The sequence below is a fragment of the Buttiauxella agrestis genome, assembly GCF_900446255.1.
Lineage (GTDB): Bacteria > Pseudomonadota > Gammaproteobacteria > Enterobacterales > Enterobacteriaceae > Buttiauxella > Buttiauxella agrestis.
Genome location: NZ_UIGI01000001.1, coordinates 1927475 through 1946490 on the forward strand (window position 1 = coordinate 1927475; position 19016 = coordinate 1946490).

Below are 19016 nucleotides of genomic sequence, written 5' to 3' on the forward strand. Positions count from 1 at the left end.
CTCGCCCCCGTAATGTTGCGGGGGCAACATGGAGAGTCGTGATGAAAACCGTTGCAGTCTTACTGGCGCCTGGTTTTGAAGAAGCAGAAGCCATTGTTACCATTGATATTCTGCGTCGTCTTAAAATAAATGTGCGCACCCTTTCTTGTATTGATTCGCGTGCGGTCGTGAGTTACCACGATATACCGATGGTCGCCGATGCCACGTTGAGTGAATGTTTCGACGACACATTTGATGCCATTGTTCTGCCCGGAGGCCCGGAAGGCAGCGTATTCCTTGCGAAAAGCGCCAGCGTGATTACCTTCGTCCGCCGTCACGATGAACTCGGGAAATTTATCTGCCCGATTTGTTCCGCAGCCGCGCGCGTATTGGGCGGGAACGGTTTGCTGAAAGGACGTCGCTATGTTTGTTCCGGCGATTTATGGCAACAGGTTGGCGACGGCGTTTATGTTGACGCCGATGTCGTCGAAGACGGCAACCTGATAAGCGGAAGAGGATTGGGGAAAGTGTTTGATTTTGCGCTGACCGTAGCGGCACGGCTTGAAGGTGATGAAGCCGCAGCACGGGATCATGCGGAGCATATTTATTATCCGTGGTAGTGGTGAACACTCAGGGGATATATCATTTCCTGAGTGAGTTTATTATTATGCATGATATACATTTCGTTAATCATTATTAAAACTTCTAATTATAATTGAGAATTACATCGTCTGAATACCTTCGGAGCCTGGAAAATATGATTCCGGTTGTTCGTTATTTTTAAATGGTTATTTATTGTTCCCGGCGTTTTAATTCTTCGTGATTTAATTAATTCTAATTGCGGAGAAAACAAAATGGCAAATGTCATTTATATGACGATTAATGGTGAAAAGCAGGGCATGCTTTCTCAAGGATGCGGGACTGCAGACTCCATCGGCAACACATATCAGTTTGGACATAAAGATCAAATTTTAATCTACGAGCTGTCGAACGTAATAACTCGAGAGCAAAATGCCATTCATCATCCGCTTGAAATAAGAAAACCCATCGATAAATCAACACCTCTGTTAGGTGTGGCTATCTCTAATAATGAAAAAGTTGAATGTGATTTTTTCATGTATCGCACTTCAATAGCGGGCGGGATGGAGCTTTTTTTTAAAGTTAAACTCACCGGCGCGACGCTGAGCCAGGTGCGATTTTTCTATCCCAACTCTCTGACTCACAATGATGTTCAGCCCCAAGAGAGCATTGCCATCCGTTATGAAACGATAACCTGGGAACATATTTCCTCAGGAACCAGCGGGTGGAGTTTATGGAATGATAGGGTGCTCTGATGGGAACTTCGGCAATTTCTCATTTGAAATATGACCTGGATAATTATGCCGTCGCATTAAAGAGAGTCGCCAATCTTGCTGCCGGCTTCTTTCTTGAAGATGCCATTATCAGGATGAACTATTTGAAGGAAATCGATGACTATATAAATGAGATGAATTATCGATTCCATCAGACCTTTGATCCTAATGAAAGGATGTGAATAGTCAATGATGTGAAAGCCGAAGCTGATATGGCAGAGCGGGAATATCAGCTTTTAAGGCTTGGGAATTATACAAAATACATTTCTACGGAGATTTTTGAAGAGCAAGGTGTTTTGAAATATGCGAAAATTGCCGGTGGGGTGGTGGCTGGAGGAGTTCAAATATCTACAGGTTTGGCTCTGCTCGAAGTTAGTAAGAAACTGCATGTGAAAAAAATGGGTGCCATCGGTGTTGTCCTGGCAGCTCATGGCGCTAACAATATGTTTGAATCATTATCTCCGGTTCTTTTTGAGCATCAAAGTGTAGGACCTGTGAGATGGATTTACAGAAAGGGTGCGAAAATTCTTGGTTATGATAAATATAACGGTGATTTAATTTATGAGGGAGTGGATTTTTGCGCCACGTTATATGGTGCGGTCAAAATGCCGGTTGAATTTCAAAATTCAAATAGGCTGGTTCCTAAAGGATGGTTTGAGCGCCCTGGTACTGGTAAGTTATTCAATAGTTGGTGTGGTGACTATATGTCTAAGTGGACTAAAAAGAATCTGGCGATGAAAGGATTCCTGGTTGGTAGTCAATTCAAGAGGTTTACTGTTGAGTTCATAGAAGATGGGTATAAATATGAAGATAACTAATTTTTTGTGAGTTTTTAAAAAATTAATTTATGTAGTTAGATAGTTGATTGTATAAATAATGTAAGTTTGTTTTAACTGTGGACTTCCATTATTTTAGCAGGTCGGTTATTTGGTTCTTGCTATATATCGAGTGCTTTTAGTTATGATGTAATTGCTACTTCAGATTTTTTAATTTTATTATGGTGTGAAGTTTTATTAACTTTACTGTTGTGACTATGTTTAAGCTCTCTGATTTTGCGGCGATGTGGATAGCGTAAAGCGTAGAGAATAATGAAATGGAGAACATTAGCAGTGTACTCCGAATGTCACCATACATGAGTATGATACCCATTGTTAGCAAACACCCAATAATGAAACTAACGAATGGTGTAAAACATGATCTTTTGGCAATCAATAGGATATATTTTATAAAATCCTTAGACTCAGATTCAGGAATCGATTTTCTTTCCAAACGATACCATTTTCTCATCGCATGGAATTTATTTTTCATAGTCAGTAGTTCGCGGTAGGTAAATCCACTGTTCAAGATTATTTTTTTTATATTCATTGTTCACTTAACATCCATGTAGAAGAGAGACTATTTACCAGGAAATGTATGATACAAGTAATGCCAGAGGATGGGTAGATAACAATTTATATTGCACATTATATAAAATTGGTGAATTTATTTGTTGCTTGATATTATTAAAAATAATCAATTATATTTCACATCTCTTCATGACCTATTAATAAAGAAGGTTTTCCTATACTTACTCCTTTACCCAGGGATCACTCATGGCAATCGAACTGGAAACCCTAACTGGCCGCCATCCTGGGAGAGCAGGGAGGAATCATTAAAGTCTGGTAGCGAACCCGCCGCAGGGATGCGCTGGCTGAACTTATGGACAAATAAGCTATTCCCTTATTCATTTGTCTGACATATACCTCTATTTTTATGTCTTTAATTGCTGAATACATGCACGGTTTTACTGTATTTCTGCTGTGTGATTGCGCTCTCCTATGGATTATTAATTTCCCGCTACAACTATCCCAGGCCTGAAAAGCTAAAAGCCAGCAGTGCTAATGGCTTGTTTTCACTAAATCTTACCCTACACATAATAAAATCGAGCGGGAGTATTCCATGCACAAATTTACTAAAGCGTTGGCGGCCATTGGTATCGCTGCCGTTATGTCACAATCCGCTATCGCGGAAACGATGAAGCTCGGTTTTCTGGTCAAACAACCAGAAGAGCCGTGGTTCCAGACTGAATGGAAATTTGCCGATAAAGCCGGGAAAGATCTCGGTTTTGAAGTGATCAAAATTGCGGTTCCGGACGGTGAAAAAACACTGAACGCCATCGACAGCCTGGCGGCCAGCGGCGCGAAAGGCTTCGTTATTTGTACGCCCGATCCCAAGCTCGGTTCAGCGATCGTCGCCAAAGCAAAAAGCTACGACATGAAGGTGATTGCTGTTGATGACCAGTTTGTTACCGCCAAAGGTAAGCCAATGGATACGGTGCCATTGGTGATGATGGCGGCGACCAAAATTGGCGAACGTCAGGGGCAAGAGCTTTATAAAGAGATGCAAAAACGCGGTTGGGATGTGAAAGATTCTGCCGTGATGGCGATTACCGCTGACGAACTCGATACCGCTCGCCGTCGTACTTCGGGTTCAATGGAAGCCCTGAAAGCCGCCGGATTCCCGGAAAAACAAATCTACAAAGTCCCCACCAAATCTAACGACATCCCAGGCGCATTCGACGCCGCAAACTCCATGCTGGTTCAGCATCCGGAGGTGAAACACTGGCTGATTGTTGGCATGAATGACAACACGGTGCTGGGCGGCGTGCGTGCCACAGAAGGTCAGGGCTTCAAAGCGCCAGATGTGATTGGCGTGGGTATCAACGGCGTTGATGCGATCAGCGAATTGTCGAAAGCGCAGGCGACAGGCTTCTACGGTTCCTTGCTGCCAAGCCCGGACGTGCACGGTTATAAGAGCAGCGAAATGCTCTACAACTGGGTGAGCAAAGGGGCGGAGCCACCAAAATTCACCGAAGTGACGGATGTGGTGCTGATTACTCGCGATAACTTTAAAGAAGAGTTGGCGAAAAAAGGTCTCGGCGGTAAGTAATCTGCGAAAACACGGTGGATAGGCGCAAGCTTCATCCACCCAACCCAAACTGTAGGTCGGATGAGCGCAAGCGTCATCCGACATTGAGGTCTGTCATGCAGCATCAGACACCATATCTCTCTTTCCGCGGTATAGGCAAAACTTTCCCTGGCGTGAAAGCCTTACAGGACATCAGTTTCGACTGCTATGCCGGGCAAGTTCACGCACTCATGGGGGAGAATGGCGCCGGGAAATCCACGCTCCTGAAAATTCTTAGCGGGAACTATGCGCCGAGCGAAGGCAGCATTGTTCTGCGCGGCGAAGAAGTCACTTTTGCCGACACGCCTGCGGCCCTGAATGCCGGGGTCGCCATTATTTATCAGGAACTCCACCTGGTGCCGGAAATGTCGGTCGCCGAGAATATTTACCTCGGGCAACTACCGCATAAAGCGGGCTTCGTGAACCGTTCTTTATTGAATTACGAAGCGAAATTGCAACTTGAGCACCTCGGTTTGGATATCGACCCGAGCACGCCACTCAAGTATTTATCTATCGGCCAGTGGCAGATGGTGGAAATTGCCAAGGCACTGGCGCGTAACGCAAAAGTGATCGCTTTTGATGAGCCAACCAGTTCGCTATCCCGCCGTGAAATCGACAATTTATTCCGCGTGATCCGTGAGTTGCGGGCTGAAGGGCGCGTCATTCTTTATGTCTCGCACCGCATGGAAGAGATTTTCGCTTTAAGTGACGCGATCACCGTATTTAAGGACGGGCGTTACGTTCGCACTTTCGACGACATGCAGCAGGTGAATCACGATTCGCTGGTGCAGGCGATGGTCGGGCGCGATTTGGGGGATATTTACGGCTGGAAACCGCGCGAGCACGGAGCCGAGCGCTTACGTCTTGATGGCGTAAAAGCCCCGGGCGTGCGCACCCCGATTTCCCTGACGGTACGCAGCGGTGAAATTGTCGGGCTGTTTGGCCTGGTGGGTGCCGGGCGCAGCGAGTTAATGAAAGGGATGTTTGGCGGCACGCGCATCACAGACGGTAAAGTGCTGATTGATAGCAAAGTTATCAACATCAATAAGCCCGCCGATGCGATTCGTGCCGGCATGATGCTCTGCCCGGAAGATCGTAAAGCCGACGGTATTATTCCGGTGCATTCGGTGCGCGACAACATCAACATCAGCGCGCGGCGCAAGCATATCAGCGCCGGTTGCCTGATTGATAACCGGTGGGAAGCCGAGAACGCCGCCACGCATATTCGCTCGCTGAATATCAAAACCCCGTCAGCCGATCAGCTCATTATGAATCTCTCCGGCGGCAATCAGCAGAAAGCCATTCTTGGGCGCTGGTTGTCAGAAGAGATGAAAGTGATTTTGCTTGATGAGCCAACGCGCGGCATTGATGTTGGCGCAAAACACGAAATCTATAACGTGATTTATGCCCTTGCGGCGCAAGGCGTGGCGGTGTTGTTTGCCTCAAGTGATTTACCCGAAGTGCTCGGCCTTGCGGACCGCATTATTGTGATGCGCGAAGGGGAAATAGCCGGTGAACTGCTGCACGGCGAAACCAACGAGCAGCAAGCATTAAGTCTGGCAATGCCAAAAACCAGCGCGTCAGCCGCATGAGTAAGGAGAGAAAAATGTCTGCATTGACTCCATCATCAACAAAAGCATCATCAACCACTACCTCATCTGGTGGCAGCAAGAAAACGTCGTCTCTGAGCCTCGGACGTATCTGGGACAACTACGGCATGTTAGTGGTGTTCGCAGTGCTGTTCCTCGCCTGCGCCATTTTTGTGCCGAATTTCTCTTCTTTTGTGAACATGAAGGGGTTGGGACTGGCCATTTCGATGTCGGGAATGGTGGCGTGCGGCATGTTGTTCTGCCTGGCATCCGGTGATTTCGATTTGTCAGTTGCGTCAGTGATTGCCTGCGCGGGTGTCACCACCGCGGTGGTGATCAACATGACCGAAAGCCTGTGGATTGGCGTGGCGGCGGGTTTATTGCTCGGCATGTTAAGCGGCCTGGTAAATGGTTTTGTCATCGCCAGACTTAAAATCAATGCCCTGATTACCACATTGGCCACCATGCAGATTGTGCGCGGCCTGGCGTACATCATTTCTGATGGTAAAGCGGTGGGTATCGAAGACGAGCGCTTCTTTGCCCTGGGTTACGCCAACTGGCTGGGGCTGCCTGCGCCAATCTGGTTAACGGTCGGCTGCCTGATCATCTTCGGTTTACTGCTTAACAAAACCACGTTTGGCCGTAACACGCTGGCGATTGGTGGCAACGAAGAAGCCGCACGCCTGGCGGGTGTCCCGGTGGTGCGCACCAAAATCATCATCTTTGTTCTTTCAGGTTTAGTCTCGGCGGCAGCGGGGATTATTCTGGCGTCGCGTATGACCAGCGGCCAGCCGATGACGTCTATCGGCTACGAGTTGATTGTGATTTCGGCTTGCGTATTGGGCGGCGTTTCGCTCAAAGGTGGGATCGGTAAAATTTCTTACGTCATTGCCGGGATTTTAATTCTCGGCACCGTGGAAAACGCCATGAACCTGCTGAATATTTCTCCGTTCTCGCAATATGTGGTGCGCGGTTTGATTCTGCTGGCTGCGGTCATTTTCGACCGCTACAAACAGAAAGCAAAACGTACGCTGTAAGCTTCTTCTTATCTCTGCCACACCGAAACGCCAGTCCATTCGCGGCCTGGCGATTTATCCTGGAAAATTGCGACACCCGTCACCCTGTCTATACTTACATGGCTAATCATATTTTATCGTTACCGTCACGGTGGCGCATTTAACTGTGTAAGGAGGAGCCGCTGGTGGCTGAAGTTTCATCTGTACCGCCTCTAATTTCAGGCAATCTTGCCTTTTTCTTCGACCTCGATGGCACGCTGGCAGAAATCAAACCGCACCCGGATCAAGTCTACATTCCGGCTGCCGTGCGTACGCTGCTGCAAAAAATGTCTGTCATGAGTGACGGGGCACTGGCATTGATTTCAGGGCGCTCAATGTCAGAGCTGGATAAGCTCGCGACTCCTTTTCATTTCCCGCTGGCTGGAGTGCACGGGGCTGAGCGCCGCGATATCAATGACAAAACCCACATCGTTACCCTCCCTGAACCCATGGTTGCGGCTTTGCATCAGCAATTGAGTGAGGCACTGCAATACCATCCGGGTACTGAACTGGAAGCGAAGGGAATGGCCTTCGCGCTGCATTACCGCCAGGCCCCTGAGGCAAAAGAAGCCATATTTGAATTGGCTCAGGCGATGATTCAGCGGTATCCGGAACTGGCGTTACAGCCGGGGAAATGTGTTGTGGAGCTGAAACCATTAGGAATCGACAAAGGAGCAGCCATTCGCGCGTTTATGCAAGAAGCCCCTTTTGCGGGGCGCAAACCGGTATTTATCGGTGACGATTTAACCGATGAAGCAGGGTTTAAACAGGTTAATGCTCTGGGTGGCTTGACCATCAAAGTTGGGAGCGGCGACACCATTGCCAATTATCGCCTGGCAAATGTTCGCATGGTGTATCACTGGCTTGGCAAATTAACGCAACACATAGAACAACAAAAGCCAGATATTTTACGGGGAGAAAATTATGAGTCGCTTAGTGGTAGTCTCTAATCGCATTGCGCCACCAGATGATAAGAAAAGTAGTGCTGGTGGCCTGGCAGTGGGTATTTTGGGGGCATTAAAAACGGCAGGAGGATTGTGGTTTGGCTGGAGTGGTGAGGTCGGTTGCCCCGATGCACCCTTAAAAAAGACCAAACGCGGCAACATTACCTGGGCATCTTTTAACCTGAGCCAGGAAGATTACGAAAGCTATTATCTGCAATTTTCGAATGCGGTGCTGTGGCCCGCCTTTCACTATCGTCTTGACCTGGTCGATTACCAACGTGAAGCGTGGGATGGCTACAGCCGCGTCAATACGCTGCTGGCAAATAAGCTAAAACCGCTGCTGGAAGAAGACGACATCTTATGGGTGCATGACTATCATCTGCTGCCATTTGCCGCCGAATGCCGCAAACAGGGGCTTAATCATCGCATCGGCTTCTTCTTACATATTCCTTTCCCGACGCCGGAAGTTTTCAATGCGCTGCCGCCACACGAAGAGTTACTCGAGGCGTTAAGCGAATACGATTTACTGGGGTTCCAGACCGAGAGCGATCGCCTGGCGTTCCTTGATGGTATTGCCAGCCAGACACGGCTTGACCATCTGGGCAAAAACCAGCATCAGGCCTACGGCAACACCTTCCGCACCGAGGTTTATCCGATAGGCATTGAGCCTGAGGAGATCAAAAAGAGTGCGCAAGGTCCGCTACCGCCGAAACTGGCGCAGCTCAAGGCGGAACTGGGCAGCATTAAAAATATCTTCTCAGTTGAGCGTCTGGACTATTCCAAAGGCTTACCTGAGCGATTTCTGGCATTCGAGGCGTTGCTGGAGAATTACCCGCAGCACCACGGCAAAATACGCTATACGCAGATTGCGCCCACCTCACGGGGAGATGTTCAGGCGTATCAGGACATTCGTCATCAGCTGGAAACAGAAGCAGGGCGCATTAATGGCAAGTATGGGCAATTGGGGTGGACACCGCTCTATTATCTCAACCAGCATTTTGACCGCAAATTAGTGATGAAAGTGTTCCGCCATGCCGACGTTGGGCTTGTGACACCGCTGCGCGATGGCATGAACCTGGTGGCGAAAGAGTATGTTGCTGCGCAGGACCCGGCTAACCCCGGTGTGCTGGTGCTATCGAAATTTGCCGGTGCGGCTAATGAATTGTCTTCAGCGCTTATCGTCAATCCGTATGATCGTGATGACGTAGCCGCAGCGCTTGATCGGGCATTAACCATGCCACTCGCCGAACGGATTTCGCGCCACAGTGAAATGATGGCGGTGATTGAGAAGAACGATATTCACCACTGGCAGAAGAGGTTTATTGAAGACCTAAAGAAGGCCGAGCCGCGCAGCGATGAGTCGCATTTGGATAAGAAGGTGGCGACATTTCCGAAATTAGCCTAGGTGTATTTGTTTTTTAAGGTGGATAAGCGCGAGCGCCATCCACCACTTACATCTGTCGTCACGGATGAAAATGTCGGACGGGCGCTAATGCTAATCCGACCTACTTAAAGATTTCATTTTCAGTTTTTATCCGAGCGGCACCAACAACACATCAACCTGACTCGATGCGACTACAGCCTTCGCGGAGCAAATTATCTTGCTGAAAAAGCGTTGATTATGGTTGCCGCAGATCACCAGATCCACCGAGCCTTTATTACAAATCGCCAGAATATGCTCACTTAATTCACCGGTTGTAATAACTGTTTCGGCAATAGGATAATTGGCCTTCACAATAAGCTCATCAATAAAAAGTTGAGTCTCCTCAAGCATTAATTCCCGTAGGTTCTCCATCATCGGTGCGGCAAATTGATTATAAAGTTCAGGATCTGATGCCAGTGAAATCAGAGTGATTTTTGCATTCGCTGGTCGGGCGATTGAAACGGCCTTTTCCACCAGTAACTGGCTTTCCGGACTGACGGCGACAGCAACCAATATATGTTGGTAACTCATTACAACCTCCTGTTGCCTGATAATCAGACGCTTAACATTTTTCCTACAACAATCTGCCGAAGAGCGCAAGGATAGTAACCGTAGAAAATGTGAGTCTGCTCATGAAAAAAGATTAATAACGCTAATGTAATGAACTTGTAACGGAATTGAGATGCAGGTGGCGCTCAAATTTCCATCAAACTTTCGTATTATTTTAATAAGATTTAATCGATGACTGCGTTAACTAAGAATTTGTTCTTTTCCATCAACAAAAGGCAATTTTACAAGGTGTTATGTACTGAAAAAGGCAAGCAATTCAGTGTATTTGATGGTGACAATAAAAATGCGATATAAATCACATAGCTAAGTGAGCTTAAGGAAGCGATATTGATAGCAGGTCATGAGATTGTTAGTCAGAAGAAAAGGTTTTTCCAGATAAACGTAACGGATATTCTGATTTTGGTTATAAAGCACTCAATTGAAAAGTCTTACTGATGTTTTAATGGGATGTATAAAGTAAATATATGTGATCACCGTCACATAAATCCCAAAATTCAACGGCAACCGCATTGTATGTCTACAGGGCTACGAGTAGAGTTTGCCCGGAATTAAGAAAAATCTTAATTTCACCATAAGAATTTACTCTCGGATAAGAACGCACCAACAAGGAAGTCTCCACCACATTTTTGTGTCGGTGGATTCAGTGCGTGTTATCAGTCAATTGATATTGGCTTTTTGCTTGTTTTAATTTTAACCGGAATTTTCCGGCGACTCACGGGGTGCGGCATCGCCGCATGTATAAAAGTTAGTTTTTCAGGATGAACCAAATGCATACATCCGAGTTGTTAAAACATATCTACGATATTAATTTGTCGTACTTACTGCTTGCTCAACGCCTTATTAGCAGTGATAAACCCTCAGCAATGTTTCGTCTTGGCGTGACTGAGGATATGGCCAATTCCTTGAGCGAATTAACCTTGCCGCAAATGGTAAAATTAGCGGAAACGAATCAATTGATTTGTCAGTTCCGCTTTAATGATGAGCAAACAATTACCCGTTTAACACAAGACTCTCGTGTGGATGATTTACAGCAAATTCATACTGGCATTTTGTTATCCACCCGCTTATTAAATGAGGTGTCCGCGACAGACGAGGCACCGCGCAAAAAAAGGGCGTAACAAAATGAGCGAGAAAAGTATTGTTCAGGAAGCCCGTGATATTCAACTCGCGATGGAGTTAATCACGCTGGGTGCAAGATTGCAGATGCTTGAAAGTGAAACACAATTAAGCCGCGGCAGACTGATCAAACTGTATAAAGAGCTACGTGGTAGCCCGCCGCCAAAAGGAATGCTGCCTTTTTCTACCGATTGGTTTATGACGTGGGAGCAAAATATTCACGCTTCTATGTTTTGCAACGCCTGGCAGTTCTTACTACGCACGGGTTTATGTACCGGTGTTGATGCGGTCATCAAGGCTTATCGTTTATACCTTGAACAGTGCCCTGCGCAAGAGGGCGGCCCGCTACTGGCGCTGACTCGCGCCTGGACGCTTGTGCGTTTTGTCGAAAGCAACATGCTGGAGCTGAGCCGTTGCAACTGCTGCGACGGCAATTTTATTACTCACGCACACCAACCCGCAGGGAGCTTCGCTTGCAGTTTGTGCCAGCCTCCATCAAGAGCGGTAAAAAGACGTAAACTTTCTACGAATACTGCCGATATTATTCCACAACTGCTGGATGAACAGGTCAAACAGGCCGTTTAACAGTTCGGTGTGGTAAACACTCCAGCAGCGATAAGCGATTATCGCTGCTTTTTTTTGCCCCGCATCTGACTGTTTTTCCCTTTGATTTGTGATTCCTCGTCACATTTAACAGCAGAAGGATGTACTCGTGCTGATTGTAATAGGTTATCTGGTCGTAATTGCGACAGTATTCGGCGGCTATATGATGACCGGGGGTCATCTTGGCGCACTCTATCAACCAGCTGAATTTGTCATCATCGGCGGAGCGGGGATCGGGGCCTTTATCGTGGGTAATAACGGTAAAGCCATAAAGGCGACGATAAAAGCGTTGCCATTACTGTTTCGCCGCTCGAAATACACCAAAAGTATGTATATGGATCTCATGGCGCTGCTTTATCGCTTGATGGCGAAATCGCGCCAACAAGGGATGTTTTCGCTTGAGCGTGATATTGAAAATCCAAAAGAGAGTGAAATCTTTGCCAGCTATCCGCGTATTTTAGCCGACACTCTGATGCTGGAATTTATTATTGATTACCTGCGATTAATCATCAGCGGAAATATGAATTCGTTCGAAATTGAAGCGCTGATGGATGAAGAAATTGAAACCCACGAAAGTGAGGCGGAAATACCGGCTAATAGCCTGGCCATAATGGGGGATTCACTTCCGGCATTCGGTATCGTGGCGGCGGTAATGGGCGTGGTCCATGCGCTGGCATCCGCTGACAGACCCGCTGCCGAACTCGGATCTTTAATTGCGCACGCGATGGTCGGCACATTCCTCGGTATTTTGCTGGCTTATGGTTTTATTTCTCCTCTGGCGACCGTTTTACGCCAGAAAAGCGCGGAAACCACCAAAATGATGCAGTGCGTAAAAGTGACGCTGCTCTCGAGTCTTAATGGTTATGCTCCGCCAATTGCCGTCGAATTTGGCCGTAAAACGTTGTATTCCAGCGAACGTCCATCGTTTATCGAACTGGAAGAACATGTTCGCGCTGTTCGCTCGCCAAATGGGCAGCCGCAGCGTGCAACGGAAGAAGAAGTATGAAGCACAACGCGCGCCCCATTGTTGTCGTAAAACGCCGCAAGCATAAGGGCCACGGCGGCGGCGCGCACGGCTCGTGGAAAATTGCTTATGCCGACTTCATGACCGCAATGATGGCCTTTTTTCTGGTGATGTGGCTGATTTCCATCTCCAGCCCTAAAGAATTGGCGCAAATTGCCGACTACTTCCGTACACCACTTTCCGCCGCGATTACCGGCGGCCAGCGAATTGCGGATAGCTCCAGCCCCATTCCTGGCGGCGGTGATGATGTCACCCAGCAGCAGGGCGAAGTGAAACGACAGCCGAACATTGAAGATCTCAGAAAGAAGATGGAAACCAGTCGTCTTAAACGTCTGGGCGACAAGTTAGATCAGCTCATTGATGCCGATCCTAAATTGCGCGCGCTCCGTCCGCATCTGCAAATCGATCTGGTGCAAGAAGGGCTGCGGATACAAATCATCGACAGCCAGAACCGCCCGATGTTTAAAAACGGCAGCGCTGAAGTGGAACCTTATATGCGCGATATTTTGCGCAGCATTGCGCCGTTACTCAATGATTTTCCGAACAAAATTAGCTTATCAGGCCACACCGATGATTTGCCTTACGCCATGGGTGAGCGCGGATACAGCAACTGGGAACTTTCCGCTGACCGGGCGAATGCCTCGCGGCGTGAATTGATGTCGGGCGGGCTTATCGACGGCAAAGTGCTGCGCGTTGTGGGTATGTCCTCAACGATGCGCCTGACCAATCGCGGGCCGGGTGACGCCATCAACCGGCGCATTAGTTTGCTGGTACTGAACAAACAAGCTGAAGAGGCCATCGTGCACGAAAACGCAGAAAGCGATAACCGGCCTATCAGCATTCTCCAACAACCTGCCGCCGTGGAACCGGCGCAGAACACATTACCGCCACAATCCGGTACGAGGTGATAGCGTGAGTATGGATATCAGCGATTTTTACCAGACATTTTTTGACGAGGCCGACGAGCTGCTGGCCGATATGGAACAGCACCTGCTGAATCTGCTGCCAGAAGCGCCGGACTCAGAACTGCTGAACGCCATTTTTCGCGCCGCGCACTCGATTAAAGGGGGCGCGGGGACGTTTGGCTTCTCCGTTTTGCAGGAAACCACGCATTTAATGGAAAACCTGCTCGACGACGCACGGCGTGGAGAGATGCAACTCAGCACCGATATCATCAACCTGTTTTTGGAAACCAAAGATATTATGCAGGAACAGTTGGACGCGTATAAAAACTCACAGGAACCGGATGCTGAGAGTTTCGATTATATCTGCAAAGCGTTACGCCAACTGGCTCTGGAAGCCAAAGGTGAAACGCCTGCACCGCCTGCAAAACTGACGGTCGTAGAGAAAGATACCCTCGAAGCGCCGCCTGCCGGTGATGGGAAACTGCGTATTACCATTACGGGGCTGAAAGCGAGCGAACTCGATTTGCTGCTCGAAGAACTGGGCAATCTTGGCACATTAAGCGATGTGGAAAAGGGGACGAATTCTGTCACCGCCACTATGGAAACCACCGTCAGTGCCGATGACATCAGCGCGGTGCTCTGCTTTGTTATCGAGCCTGAGCAAATTGAGTTTCTGCCGCTGCCCGCTGCGTCTGCCGTTGAAGAAATTGACGTCATCGAAGAACCGGTGGCGTTAGCCGTTAACGCGCCTCAGCCGGTGGCAATGCCTGCTGCACCTCGCGTTGAACGAGAACCGAAACCTACGCGTGTTAACGAGTCGAGCAGTATTCGTGTGGCGGTCGAAAAGGTTGATCAGCTGATAAACCTGGTAGGCGAACTGGTGATTACCCAGTCGATGTTGGCGCAGCGATCCAATGAACTTGACCCGGTTGAACACGGCGAATTGATTACCAGCATGGGTCAGTTACAACGTAACGCCCGTGATTTGCAAGAGTCAGTCATGTCTATCCGTATGATGCCAATGGAATATGTCTTCAGCCGCTTCCCGCGTCTGGTGCGTGATTTGGCCGGAAAACTGGATAAACAAGTGGAGTTGACCCTGCAAGGCAGCTCCACCGAACTGGATAAAAGTTTAATCGAACGCATTATCGACCCGTTGACACACCTGGTGCGTAACAGCCTGGATCACGGTATCGAAACGCCGGAAAAACGCCTCGCAGCCGGGAAATCGGCGGTCGGCAATTTGATACTTTCCGCTGAACACCAGGGCGGGAATATTTGCATCGAAGTTTCCGATGACGGTGCTGGTCTTAACCGCGAACGCATTCTTGCCAAAGCACTGTCGCAAGGTATGCCGGTGCACGAGAACATGTCTGACGACGAAGTGGGCATGTTGATCTTTGCCCCTGGATTCTCGACGGCCGAGCAGGTGACGGATGTATCCGGGCGCGGTGTGGGTATGGATGTGGTGAAGCGTAACATCCAGGAAATGGGTGGCCACGTTGAGATCAAATCTCAGGCGAATGTCGGCACCACTATCCGCATTATGCTGCCGCTTACTCTTGCGATCCTCGACGGTATGTCAGTCAAAGTGTGCGACGAAGTGTTCATTTTGCCGCTCAATGCGGTAATGGAATCGTTGCAACCGAAAGAAGATGATTTGCACCCATTAGCAGGTGGTGAACGTGTGCTGGAAGTGCGCGGCGAATATCTGCCGCTGGTTGAATTGTGGAAAGTGTTCGATGTAAGCGGCGCAAAAACCGAAGCCACGCAGGGCATTGTGGTGATCCTGCAAAGCGCCGGACGCCGTTATGCGCTGCTGGTTGATCAACTCATTGGTCAGCATCAGGTGGTGGTGAAAAACCTTGAAAGCAACTATCGCAAAGTGCCGGGTATTTCTGCCGCAACCATTCTTGGTGATGGCAGTGTGGCGCTGATTGTTGATGTTTCCGCGCTGCAAGGTTTGAATCGTGAACAACGTATGGCAGGCCACGCCGCCTGATCCCAGGTTTGAGGAAGGATAAAAAAATGACTGGATTGACCAATGTGACAAAACTGACCGGGGAAACGGTAGGGCAAGAATTCCTCGTCTTTACGCTCGGCGACGAAGAGTACGGCATCGACATTTTGAAAGTGCAGGAAATCCGTGGCTACGACCAGGTGACTCGCATCGCCAACACGCCTGCGTTTATTAAAGGCGTGACCAACCTGCGCGGTGTGATTGTCCCGATTCTCGACCTGCGCATTAAGTTTGAGCAGGATGGCGTGGAATATAACGATAACACGGTCGTGATTGTGCTGAATTTAGGGCAACGTGTGGTGGGGATTGTGGTGGATGGCGTATCCGACGTGCTGTCGCTGACCGCAGAACAAATCCGCCCGGCACCGGAGTTTGCCGTGACGTTGTCTACGGAATATCTCACCGGCCTTGGCGCGCTGGGCGAGCGAATGCTGATTCTGGTGAATATTGAGAAACTGCTCAATAGCGAAGAGATGGCGCTGGTGGATAGCGCGGCGCGCGTGGCGTAATCGCTTAAACGCTCAATAAAAAAAGGCCTGAGCGCAATCTCAGGCCTTTTTTGTTTTTATTAAACACTGGTTGAAAAAGAATCACCCTGTTATCGCAAACTAGAGTACTCTATCTCAATAATTGCATAAATTGAGATAGTTTGATGAAGCAACCCCCGGCGTTAATCCCATTCTCCTCGTTGAGTGGGGAGCAGATAGAATCCCACCAGCGGTATAACCGAATGCTGGATGACAAAGATCGCTATCTTCCTTTTGAAGAATTTCGCCATCGCCTAAAACGCGGGGATGACCTCCAGCTTGCCTGGACGCTGACGCGTCGTGCACGTGATGCAGCTATTCAACGTATTGATTACTTTAACGAAGCAGGTGAACAGGCGGGGTTTAATTTCACGCCTTCCATCGTCGAGGTTTGCGCGCTGGTGGATATTTTTGCCAGCCAGGCAGCGATGCAAAAACAGGCCGCGTCTCTACGGGGAGCAGGGGCTGAACTATCGGCGCTGGTACTTGAAGAGCCGATTACCAGCTCGCAACTTGAAGGGGCGAACACCACAACGCCTGTCGCACGTAACCTGTTAGAAAGTGGGCGCAATGCGCGCAACGAAGACGAGCAGATGATCGTCGGTAACGCCCGGTTGATGGCTGAAATCCCGAACCATCTCAGCGAACCTTTGACCCTCGATCTTATTCGGCATTTTCATGCGGTTGGCATGAGCGGTATTGATGACGATAAATATGCCCCAGGGACATTTCGGCAAACCGATGATGTTGTGATTGCCGATTATGACGGAAATATTATTCATCAGCCGCCCCCGGCAAATCTGATACTGGAGCGTCTTCAGGCAGTTTGCGACGTGGTTAATAATACCCGTGGTCGGTATATTCACCCGCTGTTACGCGCCTGCATTCTTCACTTAATGATTGCTCACGAACACCCATTTCGTGACGGCAACGGCCGCACAAGCCGTGCGCTTTTTTACTGGTTCATGCTCAAAAATGGCTACGAGGCATTCAGGTACATTTCCATCAGCGCGTTTCTGCATGCCGCTCCGGTGAAATACGCCCACAGCTATCAATACACGGAAGGGGACGGCATGGATCTGACCTATTTTCTGGATTACCAGGCAAGCCTGCTGGTTCGCGCAGTGCACGAATACCTGGCGCATATCGACGAACTGATAAGTCGCAGGTCAGCGATAGACCGCGTGTTGTTTGAATCCGGGGCATTGGGGCGGCTGACCTCACGCCAGGTCACTGTGCTAAATATTATGACCGCAACTCCTGGAAAGCTGTTTGCTGCCGCTGAGATCGCAGGTTCGTTAGGGATTTCGGACAATACCGCGCGAGCGTCAATCCGGGCGCTGGTGAAAGAAGGGGTTGCGGAGCAAGTGCGGGTTAACGATCAGCAAACGCTGTATCGGGCAAAATTCGAAAGTTGATGGCAAAAATAAAGGGGCTTATCGCCCCTTTACCGTTATCTCGTCGGGTCTACGCCTCGATCTCTTCGCCAACTTCAATCGACTCTTCCATCTCACCTTCATTCTTCGACAGCATCGCCGTCGCAACACCATTCCCCAGCACGTTAATCGCTGAACGCCCCATATCGAGGAAGTGGTCGATCCCCATCAGCAGCAAAATACCGGCAACCGGAATATTGAAGCTTGGAATCGTCGCCGCCAGCACCACCAGTGCGGAGCGTGGCACGCCTGCAATCCCTTTCGAGGCCAGCATCAGCGTCAGCATCAACACCACAATTTCAGAGAAGGTCAGGTGAATGTTGTAAGCCTGCGCGATAAACATCGAGGCGAAAGAGCAGTACACCATCGAACCGACCAGGTTGAACGAATAACCAATCGGCAGCACGAAAGACGCAATGTTACGCGAGCAACCAAAGCGGGTCAGTTGGTCGAGTGTTTTAGGGTAAGCAGCTTCAGAACTGCTGGTGGTGAACGCCACCAGAACCGGATCTTTGAGCATGGCAATCAGGCGGAACACATCGCGCTTGAGCACCATGTAACCAACACCAATCAGCACCATGCAGGTCAGGATAATCGCCAGATAGTAGCCGCCAATAAACGAGGCGTAATTCAGCAAAATGCCCAGGCCTTCGGTCGCAACCACCGAAGAGATAGCCGCGAAAATAGCCAGTGGTGCCACGTACATCACGTAGCCCGTCACCTTCAGCATGATGTGGGAAACCACATCCAGCGCGGCAACTAATGGCGTATTAAATTTCTCGCCAAGCGATGCGCCAGCAATACCGAAGAACAGTGAGAACACCACAATTTGCAGGATTTCGTTATTCGACATCGCGCCCGCGATACTGGTTGGAATGGTATGCGAGATAAACGCTTTCAGGTTCATCCCACTCACCGCAAGACCGGTCTGAACGTCGCCCGCAGGCACCTGAAGATTCATCCCGGCACCGGGTTGCTGGAGGGTCACGATAAACAAACCCACCAGAATCGACAGGATGGAGGAGGACACAAACCACACCATCGCTTTGCCGCCGACGCGGCCAATGGTCGAGGTTTCGCCCATCTTCATGATGCCGACCGTCAGGGTGCTGAACACCAACGGAGCGATAACCATTTTGATCAGACGTAAAAAGATATCCGTAAACAGCGTGATATTTTCGGCATAGCTTTTGATGTTTTCAGCCGCGGCGTATTCATGGATTGCCGCACCGGAGAGAATACCGGCAAACATGAATAGAAGAATAAATAGCGTGAGTTTGTTTGAACTAGACAATTACGTAATAACCCCGTCGATTAGTAACATTTAATTAACTTATTGAGCCATATATAATTTTTATGTTTGCCCAATTTATATTCGGCCCATAAATTGAATGAAAGCGCGGCAGGATTCAACTATTTTTTACTTTTTGTCGTATTTGTTAATGCAGAATCTCTTATGTAACACTGTGACAACAATCACGAAAATAATATTAATATCTCCCTCTATCTTCCGTGACAACCCCGCCA

General features: G+C 48.8%; 18 protein-coding genes. 16 read left to right on the forward strand and 2 right to left on the reverse strand.

Annotation, left to right across the window (positions count from 1 at the left end):
* The first annotated feature begins 41 nt into the window (after positions 1–41).
* From DY231_RS09255 to otsA, 9 genes are all read left to right on the forward strand, one after another.
* Positions 42–599 carry a DJ-1 family glyoxalase III gene (locus tag DY231_RS09255; protein WP_115628106.1) on the forward strand — a complete coding sequence of 186 codons (558 nt, stop codon included), beginning with the start codon at positions 42–44 and terminating at the stop codon, positions 597–599.
* Between the two features lie 234 nt (positions 600–833).
* On the forward strand, positions 834–1313 hold the full coding sequence (locus DY231_RS09260) for an Hcp family type VI secretion system effector (protein ID WP_115631811.1): 480 nt from the start codon (positions 834–836) through the stop codon (positions 1311–1313).
* Positions 1313–1513 carry a hypothetical protein gene (locus DY231_RS09265; RefSeq protein WP_115628107.1) on the forward strand — a complete coding sequence of 67 codons (201 nt, stop codon included), beginning with the start codon at positions 1313–1315 and terminating at the stop codon, positions 1511–1513. The genes DY231_RS09260 and DY231_RS09265 overlap by 1 nt, the downstream gene beginning before the upstream one ends.
* 12 nt (positions 1514–1525) lie before the next feature.
* Complete coding sequence (locus tag DY231_RS09270; RefSeq protein ID WP_147295637.1) at positions 1526–2149, forward strand: DUF4225 domain-containing protein; 624 nt, start codon at positions 1526–1528, stop codon at positions 2147–2149.
* Between the two features lie 1120 nt (positions 2150–3269).
* The gene (locus DY231_RS09280) at positions 3270–4259 is read left to right on the forward strand and encodes an arabinose ABC transporter substrate-binding protein (protein WP_034496091.1); all 990 of its coding nucleotides are present in this window, start codon (positions 3270–3272) and stop codon (positions 4257–4259) included.
* A gap of 95 nt (positions 4260–4354) precedes the next feature.
* Positions 4355–5869, forward strand: a complete 1515-nt coding sequence (gene araG / locus DY231_RS09285; protein WP_115628110.1) for an L-arabinose ABC transporter ATP-binding protein AraG — start codon at positions 4355–4357, stop codon at positions 5867–5869.
* A 14-nt stretch (positions 5870–5883) separates the two neighbouring features.
* Entirely contained in the window at positions 5884–6903 is a 1020-nt protein-coding gene (gene araH, locus DY231_RS09290) for an L-arabinose ABC transporter permease AraH (protein WP_115628111.1), read from the forward strand.
* 164 nt (positions 6904–7067) lie between these two features.
* A complete protein-coding gene (gene otsB, locus DY231_RS09295; protein ID WP_115628112.1) occupies positions 7068–7871 on the forward strand; it encodes a trehalose-phosphatase in 804 nt (267 codons plus the stop codon).
* Positions 7846–9270, forward strand: a complete 1425-nt coding sequence (otsA, locus tag DY231_RS09300) for an alpha,alpha-trehalose-phosphate synthase (RefSeq protein ID WP_034496085.1) — start codon at positions 7846–7848, stop codon at positions 9268–9270. The genes otsB and otsA overlap by 26 nt, the downstream gene beginning before the upstream one ends.
* A 126-nt stretch (positions 9271–9396) precedes the next feature.
* On the opposite strand, the gene uspC is transcribed toward otsA, so the two are convergent.
* Entirely contained in the window at positions 9397–9819 is a 423-nt protein-coding gene (gene uspC, locus DY231_RS09305) for a universal stress protein UspC (RefSeq protein ID WP_115628113.1), read from the reverse strand.
* 806 nt (positions 9820–10625) lie between these two features.
* Between uspC and flhD the strand changes: the two genes are divergently transcribed.
* The 7 genes from flhD to DY231_RS09340 all read left to right on the forward strand — a co-directional run bounded on the left by flhD (position 10626) and on the right by DY231_RS09340 (position 17471).
* A complete protein-coding gene (gene flhD, locus DY231_RS09310; protein ID WP_034496082.1) occupies positions 10626–10976 on the forward strand; it encodes a flagellar transcriptional regulator FlhD in 351 nt (116 codons plus the stop codon).
* A 4-nt stretch (positions 10977–10980) separates the two neighbouring features.
* Positions 10981–11559 (forward strand): flagellar transcriptional regulator FlhC, encoded by a 579-nt coding sequence (flhC, locus tag DY231_RS09315; protein WP_115628115.1) that lies wholly within the window; start codon positions 10981–10983, stop codon positions 11557–11559.
* Positions 11560–11686: 127 nt separating this feature from the next.
* Positions 11687–12583 (forward strand): flagellar motor stator protein MotA, encoded by an 897-nt coding sequence (gene motA / locus DY231_RS09320; RefSeq protein ID WP_115628116.1) that lies wholly within the window; start codon positions 11687–11689, stop codon positions 12581–12583.
* On the forward strand, positions 12580–13509 hold the full coding sequence (motB, locus tag DY231_RS09325; RefSeq protein WP_115628117.1) for a flagellar motor protein MotB: 930 nt from the start codon (positions 12580–12582) through the stop codon (positions 13507–13509). Before motA ends, motB begins: the two co-directional genes overlap by 4 nt.
* Positions 13510–13519: 10 nt before the next feature.
* On the forward strand, positions 13520–15508 hold the full coding sequence (cheA, locus tag DY231_RS09330; protein WP_115628118.1) for a chemotaxis protein CheA: 1989 nt from the start codon (positions 13520–13522) through the stop codon (positions 15506–15508).
* Positions 15509–15534: 26 nt separating this feature from the next.
* Positions 15535–16035 carry a chemotaxis protein CheW gene (gene cheW / locus DY231_RS09335; protein ID WP_034496076.1) on the forward strand — a complete coding sequence of 167 codons (501 nt, stop codon included), beginning with the start codon at positions 15535–15537 and terminating at the stop codon, positions 16033–16035.
* 143 nt (positions 16036–16178) lie between these two features.
* Positions 16179–17471: a Fic family protein gene (locus DY231_RS09340; RefSeq protein ID WP_115628119.1), complete on the forward strand. Its 1293-nt coding sequence runs from the start codon at positions 16179–16181 to the stop codon at positions 17469–17471.
* A gap of 49 nt (positions 17472–17520) precedes the next feature.
* On the opposite strand, the gene DY231_RS09345 is transcribed toward DY231_RS09340, so the two are convergent.
* A complete protein-coding gene (locus DY231_RS09345) occupies positions 17521–18783 on the reverse strand; it encodes a dicarboxylate/amino acid:cation symporter (RefSeq protein WP_115628120.1) in 1263 nt (420 codons plus the stop codon).
* Positions 18784–19016: the final 233 nt, after the last annotated feature.

What these genes read in the sequence shown, in the direction of transcription:
- DY231_RS09255 (WP_115628106.1), top strand. Translation starts at nt 42, where the DNA reads ATGAAAACCGTTGCAGTCTTACTGGCGCCTGGTTTTGAAGAAGCAGAA.
- DY231_RS09260 (WP_115631811.1), top strand. Translation starts at nt 834, where the DNA reads ATGGCAAATGTCATTTATATGACGATTAATGGTGAAAAGCAGGGCATG.
- DY231_RS09265 (WP_115628107.1), top strand. Translation starts at nt 1,313, where the DNA reads ATGGGAACTTCGGCAATTTCTCATTTGAAATATGACCTGGATAATTAT.
- DY231_RS09280 (WP_034496091.1), top strand. Translation starts at nt 3,270, where the DNA reads ATGCACAAATTTACTAAAGCGTTGGCGGCCATTGGTATCGCTGCCGTT.
- araG (WP_115628110.1), top strand. Translation starts at nt 4,355, where the DNA reads ATGCAGCATCAGACACCATATCTCTCTTTCCGCGGTATAGGCAAAACT.
- araH (WP_115628111.1), top strand. Translation starts at nt 5,884, where the DNA reads ATGTCTGCATTGACTCCATCATCAACAAAAGCATCATCAACCACTACC.
- otsA (WP_034496085.1), top strand. Translation starts at nt 7,846, where the DNA reads ATGAGTCGCTTAGTGGTAGTCTCTAATCGCATTGCGCCACCAGATGAT.
- uspC (WP_115628113.1), bottom strand. Translation starts at nt 9,819, where the DNA reads ATGAGTTACCAACATATATTGGTTGCTGTCGCCGTCAGTCCGGAAAGC.
- flhD (WP_034496082.1), top strand. Translation starts at nt 10,626, where the DNA reads ATGCATACATCCGAGTTGTTAAAACATATCTACGATATTAATTTGTCG.
- flhC (WP_115628115.1), top strand. Translation starts at nt 10,981, where the DNA reads ATGAGCGAGAAAAGTATTGTTCAGGAAGCCCGTGATATTCAACTCGCG.
- motB (WP_115628117.1), top strand. Translation starts at nt 12,580, where the DNA reads ATGAAGCACAACGCGCGCCCCATTGTTGTCGTAAAACGCCGCAAGCAT.
- cheA (WP_115628118.1), top strand. Translation starts at nt 13,520, where the DNA reads ATGGATATCAGCGATTTTTACCAGACATTTTTTGACGAGGCCGACGAG.
- cheW (WP_034496076.1), top strand. Translation starts at nt 15,535, where the DNA reads ATGACTGGATTGACCAATGTGACAAAACTGACCGGGGAAACGGTAGGG.
- DY231_RS09340 (WP_115628119.1), top strand. Translation starts at nt 16,179, where the DNA reads ATGAAGCAACCCCCGGCGTTAATCCCATTCTCCTCGTTGAGTGGGGAG.